Source organism: Cohnella phaseoli, assembly GCF_003386235.1.
Classification (GTDB): domain Bacteria; phylum Bacillota; class Bacilli; order Paenibacillales; family Paenibacillaceae; genus Cohnella; species Cohnella phaseoli.
This window is the reverse complement of the sequence record NZ_QRDZ01000027.1, coordinates 40,800-58,764: the sequence shown is the minus strand read 5'-3', so window position 1 is coordinate 58,764 and position 17,965 is coordinate 40,800. Positions and strand designations below refer to the sequence as shown.

Below are 17,965 nucleotides of genomic sequence, written 5' to 3'. Positions count from 1 at the left end.
ATAACGAAACTTTAGCTAGTTTTAACGGAAGGCGTTTTGAGCGGCCAGGCATTCCCGATATAAGAGGTTCATCGCCCGCACGACGCCGGAGGCGGCGATGGCTTCGCCTCCCGAGCGCTTTCGAAGCGCCTCGTGCAGAAGCGCCCCGGCTTGCTCCTGGAAGCTTGGAAAAGCCGGATTGCGCGGCCGTACGTAGCTGAACTCCATCGTGCGCGTCGTATCCGCGAAAAAGCCGCCGCACGTCGCGTTCGCCGCCGCGTCGCGCCAGGCTCCGGCATGTCCGGGCTGGCCGCCGTTCTCGACGTAAAGCGTTCGCTGCGCGTCCCCGCTTGCGACGAACATCGCAAACTCGACCGCCAGCTGAATGTGCGGCGAATACGCCGATATGGCCATGCCGACGCCGCCGAGCAGACTGCCCCGCGGCTCCAGGGAGGTCGCCGGAATGTCGGCGAAGCGGAGCCGCTTCGGCGCAAAGCCCCTCCGGGCATAGTTCGTGTAGCCGAATGCGCACGGAACGTAAGCGATATCGTTGCCGGCGGCCATCCGATCATACATCCCGATCGGGTTGAAGTCGAGCGAGGTCGGATGCAGATGCGGCAGCAGCTCGAAAATCAGGGCGACTGCCGCTTCTCCGACGGCCGGGTCGATCCCGACTCTTTCGTCGAAAAAGGCGGGGTCGCTACCTGCGCACAGGCTCAAAAAGCTGCACATCGCGTCGGTAGGGCAGAGCGGCCAGCCGACCGCTCCGGGCCGGGAACGACCCAACTCGCGTACCTGCTGCCAGGTGCGCGGAACTTCCCTTTCGCTTAGCAAGTCGGGTCGGTAGGCTGCGACCTGGGCGGCGGCGTCGACGGCAAGCGCCCATTGCCGCCCCTCCCACTTGTAGCTTTGATGGCTGGGTCCTGCAGAATTGATCTCTTGATCCTGCAAATAAGCTGCCGGTATTCTTTCATCGAGAGGCACGAGCACGTTCTGGCCGGAGCTGATGCCGACATGCGGATGGTCGATCATAATGATGTCGTATTGCCGGGCGAGCTCATCGACCGGATAGTCGCCGAAATCCTTTAAAGAACGGCGATCCCATACGATTTCGAAATCCGGCCGATTCTCTCCGAATTTCCCGGCCGCAGCCTCCAACGGCGCATACCCCCTGACGTGATCCCAAGTCATCCCTCTTAGTGTTGCCATTGTAACGGTCCTCCGTTCCGCTAATTGTCCATTCGGCCGGTTCCGTTCGCCGGTTTACCGGCCTTGCGCGGGCACAATGTTTCCGTTATCCGGATTTGCCGCTTTCGTTCGCCGGTGCCGGTTTGCCGGTTTGCCGGTTCGCCGGTTCGCCGGTTACAGCACGCCATCTCGTTTCAATTCCGCAATCTTTTCGTCGGAGTACCCAAGTTCGCGTAAAATTTCCTCGTTATGCTCCCCGATTCTCGGCGGGTGACGCCGAATGTCTCCCGGAGTTTCGCTGAATTTCACCGGAATGTTCACTGTCCGCACCGATCCCGCTGTCGGATGCTCGTAGGAAGCGAACGCGCCCAAATGAATCGCTTGCGGGTCTTGTTCAACCTCCAGATGATTTTTCACTTCGGATACCCACATGTCCCGCTTCAGCATTTCCTCCACCCAGTAAGCGGTCGTCTGCTTCACGACGCTGGCCTGAATGCGGAAAAACACCTCGTCTCGCTTATCGTAAAGAATCTGCGGATCGTCGTAAGCGTTCAGCCCGTCGTCCTCCAGCACTTCGGCCAGCACGGGGATCGGGTTGACGGAGATGCACATGTGCCCGTCCGCCGTCTTGTAAATGCCGAACGGCGCCGACTGTCCGGGATGGGCGATGCCGGACCCCGGACGCTCGAACAGCTTGCCGGAATTCAGCGTAACGGCGAACTCCTGAAGCTGATGCGTCAGCAGACATTGATAAAGGTTGATTTCAAGCTTCTGGCCTTTGCCGGTTCTCTCCCGGTAGTAGAGCGCGGAAAGCAGACCATAGACGATGTTGTACGCCCCGAGCTGATCGGCGATGCCCGTGCCGAGCGGAATAGGCGGATCTTCGCGCCGGCCCGTCAACGTCGTCAGACCGCTTAGCGACTGGATCATCAGATCCTGGCCGGGTCGTTCCGCGTACGGACCGTCCTGGCCGTAGCCGGTGCTGGAGCAATAGATAATGCTCGGATTGATTTTCCTCAAGTCTTCATAGCCGAAGCCGAGCTTCTGCATGACGCCGGGACGGAAGTTTTCCACGACGATGTCGCACTCGGCCGCCAGCTTGTAGATAATCTCCTTGGTCTCCTCTGCCTTCAAATCCAGAGCCAGCGACCGCTTGTTCCGGTTAAAGGCCAGGTAACACGGGGACTCCGTCTCTCCGACCCAATATTTCAGGAACGTCCAGGCCCGGTAGCTGTCCCCGGTATTTTTACGTTCAACTTTAATGACGTCCGCTCCGAGATCGCCGAACATCTGCGTTGCGAACGGTCCTTGCAGCAGATGCGTGAAATCCAGTATTTTAATGCCTTCAAGCGCCTTGTCCATCGTGTTTCCTCCTCGTTGCTTCAGCAGTCTGCTCGGCTTTGGGCTCCGCGCCGGCGCGATTGATCTGTAGAAGCTCTATCGTTGTTGATTCCACTTAAAGACGCCTTGCCGCGTGGGGCTACCGCCCAATGAACTTCGCCGGCCGCTTTTCCCTGAAAGCCGCAATGCCTTCCCGCCCGTCCTCGCTATGAAACAAATTCGCGAGATACGCGCGATCGTACGCCTGCGCCGTCTCCAGGCTGGCATCCCTACCATCATGAATAAGCCTCTTCAAGCCCTGCACGGCCAGCGGGGCCTGATCCGCGATTGTACGCGCGAGCGTAAGCGCGGCATCAAGCAGCCGGTCAGGCTCCGTCACCTCGTTAACGAAGCCCAATGCTTTGCCTTCCTGCGCGGCGACAAACCTTCCTGTCATCGTCAGTTCTCGCGCGAAGAACGGACCGACGATACGGGCGAGCTTCTGCACGCCCCCTCCGCCCGGGACAAGCCCCAGCTTGACTTCCGGAAGTCCGAATTTCGCCCTCTCCGAAGCAACGACCAGATCGCAGGAGAGGACGAGCTCGAAGCCTCCCCCCAGCGCGTACCCGTTAACGGCCGCGACGACAGGCTGCGGACAGCTCTCTATGGCGCGGTACATCTCGCGTCCTTTTTGCTGGAACGCAAAAAACTGGCCGACGTCGAAGCCGCCGTACCCTTCGATATCCGCCCCCGCCATGAACCCTTTACCGGTCCCCGTGAGTACGACCGTCCTGATATCGGGCCGCTCCCGCAGCCCCTCGAAGCAATCGGTCAACTCCGCCATCAACTCGTCGTTCATCGCGTTCAGCTTCTCTTCCCGCCGAATGGTCGCAAGCAGCACGTCGCCGCGTTCCTCTACATGCAAATATCTATACGAAGTCCCCATCCGAGCAACCCCCTTCGTTGAACGAGTATCGTCTTACACCCTCATCATAAAGTCGGGTCGGGAGAGAATATATAACCGATATTTAACTTCGATAACGAAACGTTAAGCAATTGCAGGGGGCGGGTCGGCTGCCCATATGAATTTTAAAAAACGCGAAAAAAGCGCCCTAAGGCGCTTAATTAGATTTCGCAGGAGCGGTTAGACGGTCGGCTCGAGACGCTGGCGTTCCCCCAACGATTCGGTGAACTCGTCCAGATCCCGATCCGCTTTCGATTGGTTGCACTCGTGACAAGCGCAAACGCAGTTGACCGGCGTCGTGTGTCCGCCTTTGGCCCGAGGCAGCAGATGATCGATGGTGTCTCCGTACTCGCCGCAAAAATGGCAAGTATAGTTGTCCCTCGTCAGAATGAGACGGCGAAACTCCCGGTTGCTGTGGATGCGGCGGATCGTATGGCGGTTAACGACATATGCGGCATGCTCGCGAACGAGTACTTTGGCGAAATCGGGCTCGATTTCCTGATAGTAGGAGCGGCCGCTGTCGGTCTTGCCTCGCATGCGGATGAAGCCCTGACGAGTCGCGAACAAACCGTCCGCATCGTGCGGATCAAGCTTCGGACGCGACGCGGCAATTCTCGGGGCTTCTGGCTTCGAGACCGGGGCTTTGCGAGCAGCCTTCGGACGCGCGGGCTTCTGCTCAGCCGACTTCGGATCGGACTGCTGCGAGCCTGCGGACGCCTGCCGCGCCGCAGTCGCTGACGGAATCGTTGCAGCAGAGGCAACCTGAGGCACGGACGGCTTCTTCGCTTTGCTCCTCCGTTTCCTCCGGCGGCGCTTCGGCTTGGCAGCCGTCTCGTCCTCCGGCGGCTCGATGACCGGCTCCATGATCTCCAGCGAGGACTCCGACAAGCTCGCCTTGCTCCCCCGTCGTCTGCGTCGACGCTTAGGCTTCGATACCGGCTCGTCCTCGGCCGCGGCAGCAGCCGCCTCGACCATTGGCGCGATTGGCTCAAGCTTGCTTGCCTTGCGCCTTCTCCTCCTTCGGCGGCGCGTGGGCTTCGCAATCGTCTCGTCCTCAATCAGCTCGATGGCCGCATTGCCTATCTCCGCGTTTAATTCGGACTTGCCGGCCTGCTGGCGGCAGGCTTTGCACACTCCGCGGCGCCTTCTCCGTCCCGCTCTTCCGCCGCTGCGGCTGGCAAACTCCGCAAGCGGCTTAAGAACGCGGCACTGCACGCATATTTTCATAGCCGTCTCAGGCTGAACTGGCTGTTGTTCCTTATCTTGTGTCATATTCCGAGTATATCACATCCGTATAGACAGCTGAAAATCCTCCCTTAGCCCCTAATCGCCCTAACCGCGTCGTCCAGCGCACGGATCACTTTATCGCACCATGCGTCGAACTCCGGATCTTCCGTCTGAAGCTCAGGATGCGCAAGAATGTGCTCGATCGTCCTTCTCATCCCTTGGTCCAGCCGGGTCGTCGCCACAAAATCGGGAACAAGCCGCTTCAGCTTCGCATTGTCGAACACGACGGTATTGGCTTTGTCCCCCAATAGCCCTCCCCGGTAATCCTCCGTGCTGCAAGCGTCTAGAAACGAGGAAGCGACATGAACCGCATTCAGCTTAACGCCAAGCGCGTCCGCGATGATCTCATAAATCTGATTCCAGGTCACGCTCTCATCCGAAGTGATATGTACGGCTTCGCCGATTGCGTGAATATTGCCCATCAACCCGATAAACCCTTTGGCAAAATCGCCATTATGCGTCATCGTCCACAGGGACGTTCCGTCGCCGTGAATAATGACCGGTTTATTTTCCAGCATGCGCTTGGCGACCTGCCACGTTCCCTTCGAGCCGTGAACCCCCAGCGGAATAGAACGTTCATCGTACGTGTGGCTCGGTCTGACGATCGTAATCGGAAAACCGTGGTCTCGGTACATTTTAATCAGGTACTCTTCGCAAGCAATTTTGTTCCGTGAATATTCCCAGCAAGGATTCGATAAGGGCGTTCCTTCGGTAATTCGATAGTCGGATAAAGGAGTCTGATAGGCGGATGCGGAGCTGATGAACATAAATTGTTTCGTTTTGTCCTTGAACAGGCGATAGTCCCGCTCAAGCTGGCTTGGCACGAATGCGATGAAATCGGCCACGACGTCGAACTTCATATCGGCAATCAACTCCGCTACGCGATCCTCGTCGTTGATGTCGGCTTGGATGGTTTTGACGCCCGCCGGCAGCCTTTCGCTACGATTGCCCCTATTCAACACATACAGCTCGCACTCTTGAGCGGCCAACTGCTGCGTAATCGCAGAGCTGATCGTTCCCGTTCCTCCGATAAACAGCGCTTTCATCGTCGGTTTCGCCTCCATATCGCAATGCGGATTTGTGAAAAGGTTCTTCCTACTTTACCTTAGCACGGACCGGCTTCCTTGACAATTTGAGCCGGCCGCTGCCCGCAATTCGATTCCCTCTTCGAGCCTCTGGCCAGGCGCAGCGCTTCTCGTCATTTGTCGTATTCCCGCTCTCCGCCCCGGAGCTTGTAGCGGAAATCCTGAGGCTTGTGACGGTATTTGTCGGAGAATAGTTTGGAGAAGTAGCGATAGTTCGGAATGCCGGTTTGCTCCGCGATTTCGTACACCTTGAGATCCGTCCGCAGCAGCAGCTCCCTCGCCTGCTCGAGTCTATAGGTCAGCAAATAATCGGAGAAGCTGCAGCCGATCTCGTTACGGAACAACGTACCAAACCAGCTCGGACTTAAGTTGACGTGCTTGGCCGCTGCCGCGACATCAATAGGCTCCCTGTAGCGCTGTTCGATAAAACGCAGCGCTTTCAAAACTTCCGAGCGAACGCCCCGCAGCGACGTCTGCGCTTCTTTCAAGGCGTCCGCCGCCTCCTCGACTGCCGCTCTCATCTCGGAAATATGGCAGCTTTCCTCTATGCGCTTCTGCAGCCAAAGGCGCAGCGGAACGAAGCCGTCCGTCTGGCGGCGCGTATAATCGTCGCTCAGGCAGCCCGCCAATGCCGCGCCCATCATGCACAGCTGCGCGGGCTTCGGCCAATAACGCCGCTCTGTCTCTTCGAGCCAACGAAGAAGTAGTTGCGCCACGGCCTTCGGATCTTCCCGTTCGACCGCTTGGCGGCATTCCTGCTTCATAGCTTCGAAAATATCTGGAGGAAACGTGGAGGTGCGGCCGGGCGTTCCGGCGACGGCAGGGACCCCAAGGGGCAAATAATAAGCCTCATCCATCAGTTGGCGGCACTGAATCAAGGAAGCGGTAAGCGGCAGACCCTCCCGGATGTCGGATACGCTTTGCAGCGCCGCGATCCCTTTGGCCTTGCAGATCTCGTACCCGCGGCGCAGCGTCTGCATCGTCCAGCCGAAGAACGCCGGACCTCCCCCCCGTTCGTCCGTGGCGGCGATCATTGCCCATAATCCCGGCTCGATCTGCACGGCGAGCGACAAGTTGCCCTCCTCGGAATATTCCAGGGCCGGGGAAGCGCTGAACATGGCGCGATTATGCTCGGGGGCAAAACGGATTAGCGCCAGCATATGCCGTCGGGAAGGAAAGGACAGCGCCGCAAGCTGCTCAGCCGAAGCGTCCGTATCGTCGCTGGATAGCAGCCGCTCCAGCAGAAGCTGGCGCAGCGCCTTCTTCCTGTTGCGCTTCTCCTGATGGATGGTCAACGCCGCCTTATTCAGGCAGTCGATGAAATCCTGTTCGGCAAGCAGCAGCTTCGTAATATAATCGTGCGCCCCGTAACGGAGCGCCGTCTGAATCTTGTCAAAATCCTCATAGCAGGTCAGCAAAATGAATTTAGGCGGCGTATTCAGGCCGTGCACCCGCTTCAGCAGCTCGATTCCGTTAAGCACGGGCATGCCAATGTCCGCGACAACGATGTCGGGAGCCAGCTCCCGTATCATATTCCAGGCTTGATTGCCGTTCTCCGCTTCGCCAACGATCTCGAAGCCGTGCCGCTCCAAGGAGAAAGAGCGAATTCTCCTTCTGGCCATCGGCTCGTCGTCGACGATGAGCAGCTTGAGCGTAACTCGGTCCGCATAATCGTTCATCGCTTTAACCTCTCTTTGTTTGCGGCAAGCGTTTGATTTTCAAGCGGCAGCTTCACGGTGATCGTCGTTCCCTCGTCGATGGCGCTGTCGACGGCCAGCCCATATTCCGCGCCGTAATACAGACGAATTCGGCGATGCACGTTAAGAACGCCGATGCCGATTCCGTCCTCCGCCTCCATGCCGGACAAAGCGCTGCGCAGGGCGGACAATCTGTCCCAGGGCATGCCGACGCCGTTGTCTCTTACGATCAGTGTCAGATCTCCGTTTCGCTCCACCACCTCGATATCGAGTCGACCTTGGCGTCCTTCAAGCGGGTGCAAGCCGTGGAACAGCGCGTTTTCCACAATCGGCTGAAGAATCAACTTCAACACCTTGACCGCGCCCAGCCGCTCGCTTACGAGAGAGACGGCGATCTCGAATCTGTTGTCGTACCTGACGGACTGAATGTATAAGTAATTTTTCGTATATTGCAGCTCGTCCTCCAGCGTGCGCTCCTCGCTGCGGCTGTCCAGACTGTACTTGAGCAGCCTGCACAGCACGTTGATCATTTCGTGAAGCTCCCGCTTGGGACTGAAATCGACCATCATATCGATCGTGTTAAGCGTATTGTACAGAAAATGAGGATTGATCTGCGACAGCAGCGTCTGCATTTCCGACTTCCGCTTCGCTTCCTCCGTCGCTTGCAGATCGACTATCAGCGCCTTGATCGTAGCCGTCATCCGATTGAACTGAACGCCAAGCTCGCCGAATTCGTCCTGCTGACGAATGTGCAGCTTGCTGTCGAGATCCCCCTTGGCCACCTTCCGGATGCCCTTGGTCAGCAGCATTACCGGACGCGTAAACCACCAGGATACCGCCACATAGATGCATAGAAAGCCGAGCACGCCGAATAACACGATAGCCCACGCGATCTGGCTGAGCGGCTCGAAGCGCGATTCCAGCTTCTCCACATCGCCGACAACAACGATTTTCCAGCCAAGATTGGCTTCCATCGTTCCGACGGAATGATAGATGCCTTCTCTGCGAAAATACGAAAGCGCCGAAGAAAGTGTCTGCACATATTCCTCGGAAATGAGCACAGGGGTCGTCACATTGATCGCCCCCATAAAATCGATCAGCCGATCCTCGCGGTCGTACAGCAGCGTCTGGGTTTCGTAAGCTCCGGCGAAAGCGGCGCTCCGTTCGAGAAACGCGGACAAATCGACGAGGAACGCCAAATAGCCGATCTGTTTGCCCCCGGTATCGAATATTGTCTTGGTCACGATACTTGTCGGTCCGAACGTCCCAGAGCGCCCGATATCGGAGCGGATCGTATTGGACCACTCGAACACCCCGCGGCTCCGCTCGGCCTGCTCATGAATCAGCGCCTCCTCCTTGGCGGAGAAGTTGCCCCAGAACGTAATCGGGTAGCCGGTAATGTCCCCGCTCTCCGCAATGTACACGACGCCGCGCACGAAATCGGCCCGAATCATCGCCACCGTGCGCATCGCCTCGTACAGCCGGTCCCCTTGGCCGCCCTCCTGCTTGATGATCTCTTCCATTTCCAGCATGTTGTACGTAATCTCGTTGTTGTAGATCCCGATCAAGTGCACCACCTGGTCGGACATGCCCGCCAGCGATTCGTTCTGCGTCTCCCGCAGAAATTCGAGCGCGTAGTCCTTGGCGATCTGCGTCACGATCATCACGAACAAGGTGCCCGGAACAACAAGGAGCAAAATCAGCTTGTTGCGCGAACTCATCCGATACCCTCTCACCTAAGCTCGCTCCTTCTCTCCCGGCATACATAGAAGTATACTCACGAACGCTTATCATACAAGCGTTCGTGAGTATAGGGCTGCGGACCCATTCGCAGGTTAAGGCTTGGAAACCTGAAGCTGCTCGACCGCCTCGTCGATCAATTTCTGACCGCCGGCTTTCTTCCACTCTTCCACGTAACTATCCCATTCGTCCAATGAACGTTTGCCCAGCACGAAGGAAATTTCGTTCTTGTTCTGGAAATCGGCGATTTTCGTCGATGTTGTGCCGTCCAGCGTAAGGTTCATATCGAAATTTTTGTAGCGGGGCATGGCGATAATCTCCTGATTGTATTTGCTGCCCAGCACGCCAACGGGTTCGTCGTCGTACACTTGCCAGATGAGACTGTACCCGAAAAATTGCCAATCCGCCAGCGACTGATATTCCGGCTTGGCAAGCTGAACGTGGGTCGGCGCGATGGCAAATACGTTCGTGCCGTCTTCGTTCAGCTGTACTCTGGATTCTCCCGGATAAATTTCCGGACCGCCGCCTTGGGATACGGCCCAATAATTGACGTTCGGATACATCATCGAATCGATCAAATGCGCTAGACGCTTCATCTTGCCGGGGTCATTCGCCACCTTCTTCGAGATGATGAAGATGCCTCCCGGATTGTCGCCCGGACCATACATGCCGCCTTTGCCGTCATTGGATTTGAGCGGCTGGATCGGCGCCCACAGATTGACGGCGTTCGCGTCCTTCTTCTTCGCGTTGTACTGCTCGTCGATGATGTTCCAGCCCGGGTACCAGACCATGCCGATCTGGTCGTTCAAGCTGTACGCCTTGAACGGCTCCCATCCGATCGTATACCAGTCCGGAGCCAGCAGCTTGTTGTCGTACAGCTTCTTCACGAACTCCAGGAAACGCTTGGTCGTGCCGTCCAGCATCGGATGATTAAGCTTGCCGTCGACCACGTTCCAGCTCGGATGTCCGTACATCGCTTTAAGCGCGTCCATCATGCTCCAGCCGTTGCCCCCGCCGGCCGTGGCCATGAACCAGGTGTCGGGCTTGCCGTTCCCGTCGGGATCCTTTTCTACTACCGCTTTCGCATAGGCGAACAGTTCGTCCTCGTTGGTCGGCATGCTCATATTCAGCTTTTGCAGCCAATCCTGACGAATGAAGTACCCCCAGTTGTTCGGGAAAACCGGATACCGCGGAATGCCGATCATATTGCCGTCGACGGTCGCCCATTTGGCGTAATCCTGCGTAACGTATTCCATCGTCTGCGGCATGTACGGCAAAATTTCCTTGGCATCGAGCAGTTGTCCGCTCTCAAAGAGGGAACGCGCTACGTCCTTGTAGGAGAACATCACGAGATCGGGCTCCGAGCCGGAAGCGTACCGCACGCTGACAGCGTTCTTCAAATCCTCGCCGGTCATGCTCGAAAATTTGATCGAAACGTTGAATTTCTCCTCCAGATACGCCTTGATCGTATCCTCCGGCACAGGCTGGTTAAAGGCGCCGGCCACCATCAGATCCAGCTCGTACTTCTTGCTAAGGTCGTCATACGCATAGCTGGAAGCGTCCACGGCCTTCGGCACCTCGGGGAACGCCGCCGGGAAAACCAGTTCCTTGATCGGCGGTCCGGAATCGCCGGTATTGGCCGGAGCCGTGCTTGCTTGGCTTGTCTCCGGCACGTTTGATGCATCGCCGCCAGTGGTTGCCCCGTTCTCCTTATTGCCACCCGACGAGCAAGCGCCAAGCACCGTCGACAAAGCCATGATTAACGCAATCGCCGTATAAGACCAATGTCCTTTCTTCATTCGCGTTTCCCCTTTCGAGCTCTATTTTTTTATGTCAAGAAGCGCCTGATTCGCCTCCGAACACCGCGGTTAGCCTTTAACGGACCCCATATACATGCCTTTGACAAAATGCTTCTGCAAAAACGGATAGACGCACAGCACCGGAATAATGCCGATAACGACCGCGGCCATCTTAAGCGTCTCTGTACTAATCGACTGCGACGACTTGAGCACGGCGTTCATCGAATCTCCGCTGACGGAATCGATGGTCAACATGTTCTTCAGCACCATCTGCAGCGGATACATCTGCTTGTCGTTCAAGTACAACAACGCGTCGAACCAGCTGTTCCAATGCGCGACCAGATTAAACAAGCCGATGGCCGCAAGCGCGGGCGCCGCAAGCGGGATAATGATCCGCAGCAGCATGCTCCATTCCCCCGCTCCGTCGATTTTGGCCGATTCGGTCAAGCCGTCCGGCAAATTCTCGATAAAGATTTTGATCACGAGCAGACCGAAGCTGTCAACCATGATCGGAAGGATCAGCGACCAATAAGAATCGATGAGCCCCAAATTTTTGATCACGAGATAGGTTGGAATCAAACCTCCGTTAAACAGAATCGTCGCGAGGATAAAGAATAGGAAGATGCCGCGGCCGGGCAGCGTCCGCTGCGCCAGCACGTAAGCGCCGATCGTCGTCAGCAGCAGCGTCAGCAGCGGTCCGACGACGGCTCTCCCCGTGGACACGACGAAGGCGTTCCAGATGACCGGGGAAGCCAGCAACCGCTTGTAGGCTTCCAGCGTCGGCTCCAGCGGAATGATGACGAAATAGTTGCGAGCGATCATCTCCGCCTTCGTCGTCAGCGACATCCCGATGACGTACAGCAGCGGGAACACGGCGGATATCGCCACGCTGATCACGATAAGGTGTATGACGATCTGATAGGTTCGCTCGCTAGCCGATTTGTAATGCACTTGACCCCTCCTCTACCAGATGCCCCGGCCGGTATATCGTTTGGCCAGAGCGTTGCTGATCACAATCACGACCATGCCGATGAACGATTGGAAGATGCCGACCGCCGTACCGATGCTGAATTGCAGCCTGCCCAACCCTTCGCGGTATACCCAGGTCTCGATGACGTCCGCCGTATCCAGAACGGCCTTGTTGTAGAACAGCAGAATTTGCTCGCCCCCCGCGAACAGAATGTTGCCGAGACTGAGGCAGAGCACGAAGGTGATGACCGACAGGATGCCCGGCAGCGTAATGGAGACAATGCGTCTCAGCGGACCCGCGCCGTCGATTCTGGCCGCCTCGTACAGCTGCGGGTCGACCGTGCTGAGCGCCGCCAGGTAGATGATCGTGCTCCAGCCGATTTCCTTCCATAACGCGGAGCCGACCAGAATCGGACGAAACCAGCCCTCGGAGAGAAAAAATTCGTAGCGCTCCAGCCCGAATCGTTCCAGCACGTTATTGACGAACCCCGAGCCTGTGGAAAAAAAGGCGAATACGATGCCGAAAATAATGACCCAGGAGAAAAAGTGCGGAATGTACACCGCGCTTTGCAGCCAACTTCTTAGCCGTTTGGAGGCCAGGTCGTGGAACATAATCGCTAGCACAATTGGCGGCACGAATCCGACGATTAACCGCAGCAAACTGATTTCCACCGTGTTCATCAGGACGTTCACGATTTCCGGATCGTCGAACATAACTTTGAAATTGGCCCAACCCACCCATTCGCTGTCGAGGACGCTCATGCCAAGCCGTAAATCCTTAAAGGCGACAATCCAGGCTAGAGCGATCGGCCAATATCTGAAAATAACGTAATACGCAGCAACCGGCAAAAACATCAGGTATAAGGTGCGGTGCTTGACGATGCTTTGCAGCAAGGTTTTTTCGGCGGAGACGCTTCCTCCGGCTCCAGCCTTGACCTTGGCGGCAGATTGCCATTTGCGGGCCACGATATCTCCCCCTTCTCTAGCTGTAATAGCGTTTACATCGCTCATTATAGCAAGGACTTTGCGTGCAAAAGTGAACTCTCCGACTGAAAATGTACACTCCCCGACTGTAATGCGGACAATTGCACGTTATCTCTTTACTAACGATAATTGAGAAACTTTAAATTATATAGTATAATAAGAACAAAGAAGGAGGAGGATCGGATATGGCCGATTTGACGAAGAAGATGGAGATAGGGATCAGCACGTTTCTGGAGGCTGCGCCGCATTCGCCTGCGGGTAAGCCGGTGAGTCATGCGGAGCGTCTGAGAAACGCGGTAGAGGAAATCGTGTTGGCCGATCAGGTCGGATTGGACGTGTACGGCATAGGAGAGCATCACCGCGCCGATTACGCCGGAACCGCGCCGGCCGTTGTGCTGGCTGCCGCCGCGGCCATGACCAAGCACATCCGGCTGACAAGCGCCGTAACCGTGCTGTCTTCGGACGATCCGGTACGCGTATACGAATCTTTCTCCACGCTGGACGGATTGACTAACGGACGGGCGGAAGTCATGGCGGGACGCGGTTCGTTCATCGAGTCCTTCCCGTTATTCGGATATAGTCTGGATCATTACGACGAGCTGTTCGATGAGAAGCTGGAGCTGCTGCTGAAAATACGCGAAACCGAGAAGGTCTCCTGGCAAGGCGGTCACCGTCCGGCGATCCAGAACCTTGGCGTGTATCCGCGCTCCGTTCAGGAGCCGCTTCCGGTCTGGATCGCTACAGGCGGCAATCCGGAGTCGGCCGTTCGGGCGGGTACGCTCGGCCTGCCTGTAGTGTTCGCCATTATCGGCGGGATGCCGGAACGGTTCGCTCCGCTTGTCGAGCTTTATAAGCGAGCCGCGGCGCAAGCCGGTCACGATCCGGCCAAGCTGCAGATCGCGACGCACTCGCACGGCTTCATCAGCGATACGATAGAGCAGGCGGCAGAGCAGTTTTACCCGCATGTGCAGGCGCAGATGAATACGATCGGCCGCGAACGGGGCTGGCCGCGCTACGACCGAGCCGCTTTCGATGCCGCACGCAGTCTTCAGGGCGCCCTCTATGTCGGCGATCCCGAATACGTAGCGGAGAAGATCGTCCTGCTGCGCAAAAATCTGGGACTTACGCGTTTCTTCCTGCACGTGGATTTCGGCGCTCTGCCGCATCGCGATCTTCTGCGCGCGATCGAGCTGCTCGGAACCCGCGTGGCCCCTATCGTGCATAAGGAAATTGCCCGTATGGAAGGGTAAGCAACTTAAAAACAGCGGTCAGGCGGCTTAACGGCCAACTGATCGCTGTTTTTTGTGTTTCTCGCTGCTGCGAGCCCTAACGGCACAACGCTCCGGCTCTGTCGAGGTACTTTTTTTGGCCTCCGCTCCCCTGTCCGTCCACCGCCGAGGCACTTTCTTGGCCTCCGCCCCAAAGCTTCCGACCGCTAATGCACAACTATCTATCCCGCTTACGATACTCGTTGGGGGACAGCCCCTCCAGCTTCTTGAACACTTTGCTGAAGTACTTCTCGTCCTTATACCCGACCAGCTCGGCAACCTGCGCGATGCGATACTGCGGGTTCATAAGCAGCAGCTTGGCCTTATCCATGCGCACCCTTTCGATATGATCGGACAGGTTCTCCTGGAACTGCTGCTTAAACTTACGCGAAATATACTCTCGGCTGAGGAAGAAGCGATCCGCCAAGTCCTGAAGCGTAATGTCCTCCGCATAGTGGGAATCGATATATTTGACGATTTCGAAGATGACATGCTCGTCCTGCCGTTGGTGCTCCGCCCATAGGCGGGACAGCTGCAGCAAATCCTGCTCCAGTCTCTCCGCGAGCCGGGGCAGCATCAGGCATCCTTCCGGGTCTACCGGAACGGCGGCAAAGGCAGAGTCCTGAGAGCGGTTCGAAGCCGCCGGCAAATCCCCGAACAGCTCCTTGAGCAGACGCGCGCGAACGACGCTATATTCGTGATTCCACAGCTCCAACTGCTCCGTATTGATGTAGCTCATCCGCTCGGCCTGATTCACCCATAGCCGCACCACGTCCCGAATCGGCTGCTCCTGGCCGCTGCGCAAGGCGATTCTCATCGGGTCCTCGAACTCCGTCAAGTGAATCGCCGACAGCCGTGGATTCTCTTCCGGATCGAAGCAGCGAACGCGAGGCCTGACCGCGCGCATATTGCGTTGGCGAAGCACGATATGCGCTTCGTGATACGACTGCTTGATGCCGGCCGGCAGAGGCCGCTCGCCGCCCAGCCCGAATTCCAGAGGGCTTCCGAACGCCTGACGGATGCCCTCGTTCACCGTGTCGAGCAGCGCGGGCGCGCTCCCCGTCATCTTCCACAGCAGCACGACAACGGAGCCCTGCTCATGCCGAAAAGCCACGCCTCTCCGCTGTTTGCGAACAATTTCGTTGCAGATGTTGAGTAGAGAGAAGTACAGTAAATCCTCGCTTCCGGCGAACTTGCTGCGAATCGTCGGATGAATCGTATCCGTCGCCAGCACCGCCACCCGACAAAGCCGATCCTCCTCCTCCAGCCCGAACTCGGTGCGCAGCGTCTCGACGATGGACGAATAATACGAAGGGTCTTCCACAAGGTTAGTCAGAATTTTATCCCAGTACACCGGCCGCAGCTGATTGATCTCTATCGCCTTGCGCTGCTCTTGCTTCGTCCCCTCGTCCTCCTGCTTACGGCTCTGAACCGCTTTGGCCACCGCTTGATTCAATTGCTCAGGATCGATCGGCTTGAGGATATAGTCCATTCCTCCGTATAGTACCGTCTTCCGGACAAAATCGAAATCGTCGTGCCCGCTAATCACGATCATCTTGGCCGAAGGCGCATGCTCCCGAATCCAGGCGAGCAGATCGGTTCCCAATTGCCCCGGCATCATCATATCCGTAAACACGATCTGCGGGCTGTCTTGGTTGATCCGTTCAATCGCGGAAGCCACGTCCTGCGCCTCCGTCACCTCATCTATGCCATAAGCCTGCCAGTCGACCAACAGCCTGATCGCTTCCCGGACATGACGTTCGTCGTCAACGATTAGCGCTCTCATCTCCATCCTCCTCTTCGGCGATCGGAATCCACAGCACGACGCTTAAGCCGCCTGCCTGACCGGGCCTGACCTCAAGCTTGGCCGATTCATTGTAGTAAAGCTTCAACCGCGACAAAATATTCGGCAGACCGATCCCCGACTCCCCGGTTCCCCAGACGCCTTTGGCCTGGAACAGTCTTTCCTGCAGCGTCTTCAGCTCGGCGGCGCCCATACCTCTTCCATTGTCGCTGACCTCCAGCCTCATCCACCTGCGATCGCGGGATTCCGTGCCGGTGACGGCAATCTCCGCGTCTTCCGCACCGGGGTCGAAGCCGTGCTTGAAATAGTTTTCGACGAGCGGCTGCACGATCATCTTCGGAACCGGTCGCTTCAACAGCCGCTCATCCACATTCACGATATAGCGAATTTGCTCGCCGAAGCGTTGGCGCTGCAGCGACACATACGCTTTGACATAGTCCAACTCCCGCTCCAACGAGACGATCGGCTCCCCCGTGTTCATGCTGTACCGCATCATTTTCCCCAAGGAGAAAATCAGATTGTAAATTTCCGGCTGCTGCTTCTGCAAAGACAACGTCCCGATCGACTGCAAGGCGTTGTTAATAAAATGAGGATTCGTCTGCACCTGAAGCACGTTCAGCTCGTTCGTCTTGCGGGCCAGCTCCAGTTCGTATTCGCGGATAATCATCTCGTTGATCGTATCCATCGCGAGCTGGAACCTGCGGGCCAGAATGCCGAACTCGTCCTTGCGGTCGACGTCGACCGTCACCTGCAGGTTGCCGCTCTGAATCTGATTCATGTTGCGGATCAGCTTCTTGATCGGCGCAGTCAGCGAGAACGTGATAAGCACAGTCGCTACCATCGTCAAAATAAGAAACAGACCGGCGACTCCGCTGTTAATCAGCGCCGCCTCTCGCGCCGTCTGATGCAGCGTCTCGTTTGGAATTCGTTTCACGAGCGTCCAGTTCAGGAACGGAGTTGCCATTTTATCGTATACAATTTCCCCTGAGAAGCCATCCTGATGCAGAGAGAAGTTACCGCTCGTCTCCTGCTCCTTCACGACCCGGTCGACCCAGTCGCCTTGAAGACGCTGACCGCCGCTGCGATCTAGAGAGCTGTAGATGACCTGCCTATCGTCGTCCACGATATACAGCTCTTCCCTGCCTGCAGAGTACAGCTGCTCGCTGATGGCGCGTATACCGTCCAGCCGAACGTCGATCGACAGCGTGCCGAGCTCCTCCTTCGCCGCCAAATAATACAGCGAGCTGTGGATCGTCAGCACCTGATCGGCGGTTGTCGTCGGAATATCCGTTCTGCCGTACTTGCTCACCGGATGGGGAGGCTGGACATACGAGCTGCCTCGGGACAAGCCGGAAGGAACAAAACGGTTCTCTTCATCCCTGAAGCTTCTCTTCGAACGGTTATTAATGATGAGATAGTTCAGATCGTCCTTGCCAAGGTAGAGATGGGCTTGCTCGAAATCCTTCACCGTGTAGCTGAGCAGCATCAGGCCCCGGTAGATTTCCTGATCGTCTTTATAATCCTTGATGCCGTCCTCCAGAATCGTGAACAGCTTACTGTCGTTATAGAAAATAAATGTTGCTTGCTGCGCGGCATTCATGTAGTTCAGCAGATTCGTCTTGCCCTGGAACAGCAGGTCGGCATTGCTCTTCAACGTCTCTTTCGTGACCTTGCTCGTCGTTAAGCTGTACGTAATGAAGATCGATGCCAAAATCGGAATGAGCGTGGCAGCCAGCAGGAACAGCATCATTTTGGTGCGGATACTGGTAAAGATCAATAAATTCCACCTCTTTGATCATCAGAGTCAGTGGGAGCTCCGGGTTCAACACTCTATACTTGGGTAATAATCGCCAAGAACCATACGTACTTAGGGGGGAAACC

The 17,965-nt window shown here is 56.8% G+C and carries 13 protein-coding genes; 1 reads left to right on the top strand and 12 read right to left on the bottom strand.

The features are described from left to right. Positions 1–21: 21 nt before the first annotated feature. From DFP98_RS27555 to DFP98_RS27510, 10 genes are all read right to left on the bottom strand, one after another. Entirely contained in the window at positions 22–1,188 is a 1,167-nt protein-coding gene (locus tag DFP98_RS27555; RefSeq protein ID WP_116063854.1) for an ABC transporter substrate-binding protein, read from the bottom strand. A gap of 153 nt (positions 1,189–1,341) precedes the next feature. Next, complete coding sequence (locus DFP98_RS27550; RefSeq protein ID WP_116063853.1) at positions 1,342–2,529, bottom strand: CaiB/BaiF CoA transferase family protein; 1,188 nt, start codon at positions 2,527–2,529, stop codon at positions 1,342–1,344. A gap of 118 nt (positions 2,530–2,647) precedes the next feature. Next, positions 2,648–3,433, bottom strand: a complete 786-nt coding sequence (locus DFP98_RS27545; protein ID WP_116063852.1) for an enoyl-CoA hydratase/isomerase family protein — start codon at positions 3,431–3,433, stop codon at positions 2,648–2,650. Positions 3,434–3,631: 198 nt separating this feature from the next. Further along, positions 3,632–4,723, bottom strand: coding sequence for an HNH endonuclease (locus DFP98_RS39875; RefSeq protein ID WP_246016793.1), 1,092 nt, complete (start codon positions 4,721–4,723; stop codon positions 3,632–3,634). Between the two features lie 44 nt (positions 4,724–4,767). Beyond that, positions 4,768–5,784 carry an SDR family oxidoreductase gene (locus DFP98_RS27535; RefSeq protein ID WP_116063919.1) on the bottom strand — a complete coding sequence of 339 codons (1,017 nt, stop codon included), beginning with the start codon at positions 5,782–5,784 and terminating at the stop codon, positions 4,768–4,770. A gap of 152 nt (positions 5,785–5,936) precedes the next feature. Beyond that, positions 5,937–7,502: a response regulator transcription factor gene (locus DFP98_RS27530; RefSeq protein ID WP_116063851.1), complete on the bottom strand. Its 1,566-nt coding sequence runs from the start codon at positions 7,500–7,502 to the stop codon at positions 5,937–5,939. Next, the gene (locus DFP98_RS27525) at positions 7,499–9,241 is read right to left on the bottom strand and encodes a sensor histidine kinase (RefSeq protein ID WP_116063850.1); all 1,743 of its coding nucleotides are present in this window, start codon (positions 9,239–9,241) and stop codon (positions 7,499–7,501) included. Before DFP98_RS27525 ends, DFP98_RS27530 begins: the two co-directional genes overlap by 4 nt. 114 nt (positions 9,242–9,355) lie before the next feature. Continuing rightward, positions 9,356–11,059, bottom strand: a complete 1,704-nt coding sequence (locus DFP98_RS27520) for a type 2 periplasmic-binding domain-containing protein (RefSeq protein ID WP_116063849.1) — start codon at positions 11,057–11,059, stop codon at positions 9,356–9,358. A 69-nt stretch (positions 11,060–11,128) separates the two neighbouring features. After that, on the bottom strand, positions 11,129–12,010 hold the full coding sequence (locus DFP98_RS27515) for a carbohydrate ABC transporter permease (RefSeq protein WP_116063848.1): 882 nt from the start codon (positions 12,008–12,010) through the stop codon (positions 11,129–11,131). Positions 12,011–12,022: 12 nt separating this feature from the next. Further along, complete coding sequence (locus DFP98_RS27510) at positions 12,023–12,994, bottom strand: ABC transporter permease (RefSeq protein ID WP_181917979.1); 972 nt, start codon at positions 12,992–12,994, stop codon at positions 12,023–12,025. A 203-nt stretch (positions 12,995–13,197) separates the two neighbouring features. Here DFP98_RS27510 and DFP98_RS27505 point away from each other — a divergent pair, with 203 nt between their 5' ends. Next, complete coding sequence (locus tag DFP98_RS27505) at positions 13,198–14,262, top strand: LLM class flavin-dependent oxidoreductase (protein ID WP_116063846.1); 1,065 nt, start codon at positions 13,198–13,200, stop codon at positions 14,260–14,262. Between the two features lie 196 nt (positions 14,263–14,458). On the opposite strand, the gene DFP98_RS27500 is transcribed toward DFP98_RS27505, so the two are convergent. Next, the gene (locus DFP98_RS27500; RefSeq protein WP_181917978.1) at positions 14,459–16,066 is read right to left on the bottom strand and encodes a response regulator; all 1,608 of its coding nucleotides are present in this window, start codon (positions 16,064–16,066) and stop codon (positions 14,459–14,461) included. Continuing rightward, a complete protein-coding gene (locus DFP98_RS27495; protein ID WP_116063844.1) occupies positions 16,047–17,861 on the bottom strand; it encodes a cache domain-containing sensor histidine kinase in 1,815 nt (604 codons plus the stop codon). The genes DFP98_RS27500 and DFP98_RS27495 overlap by 20 nt, the downstream gene beginning before the upstream one ends. Positions 17,862–17,965: the final 104 nt, after the last annotated feature.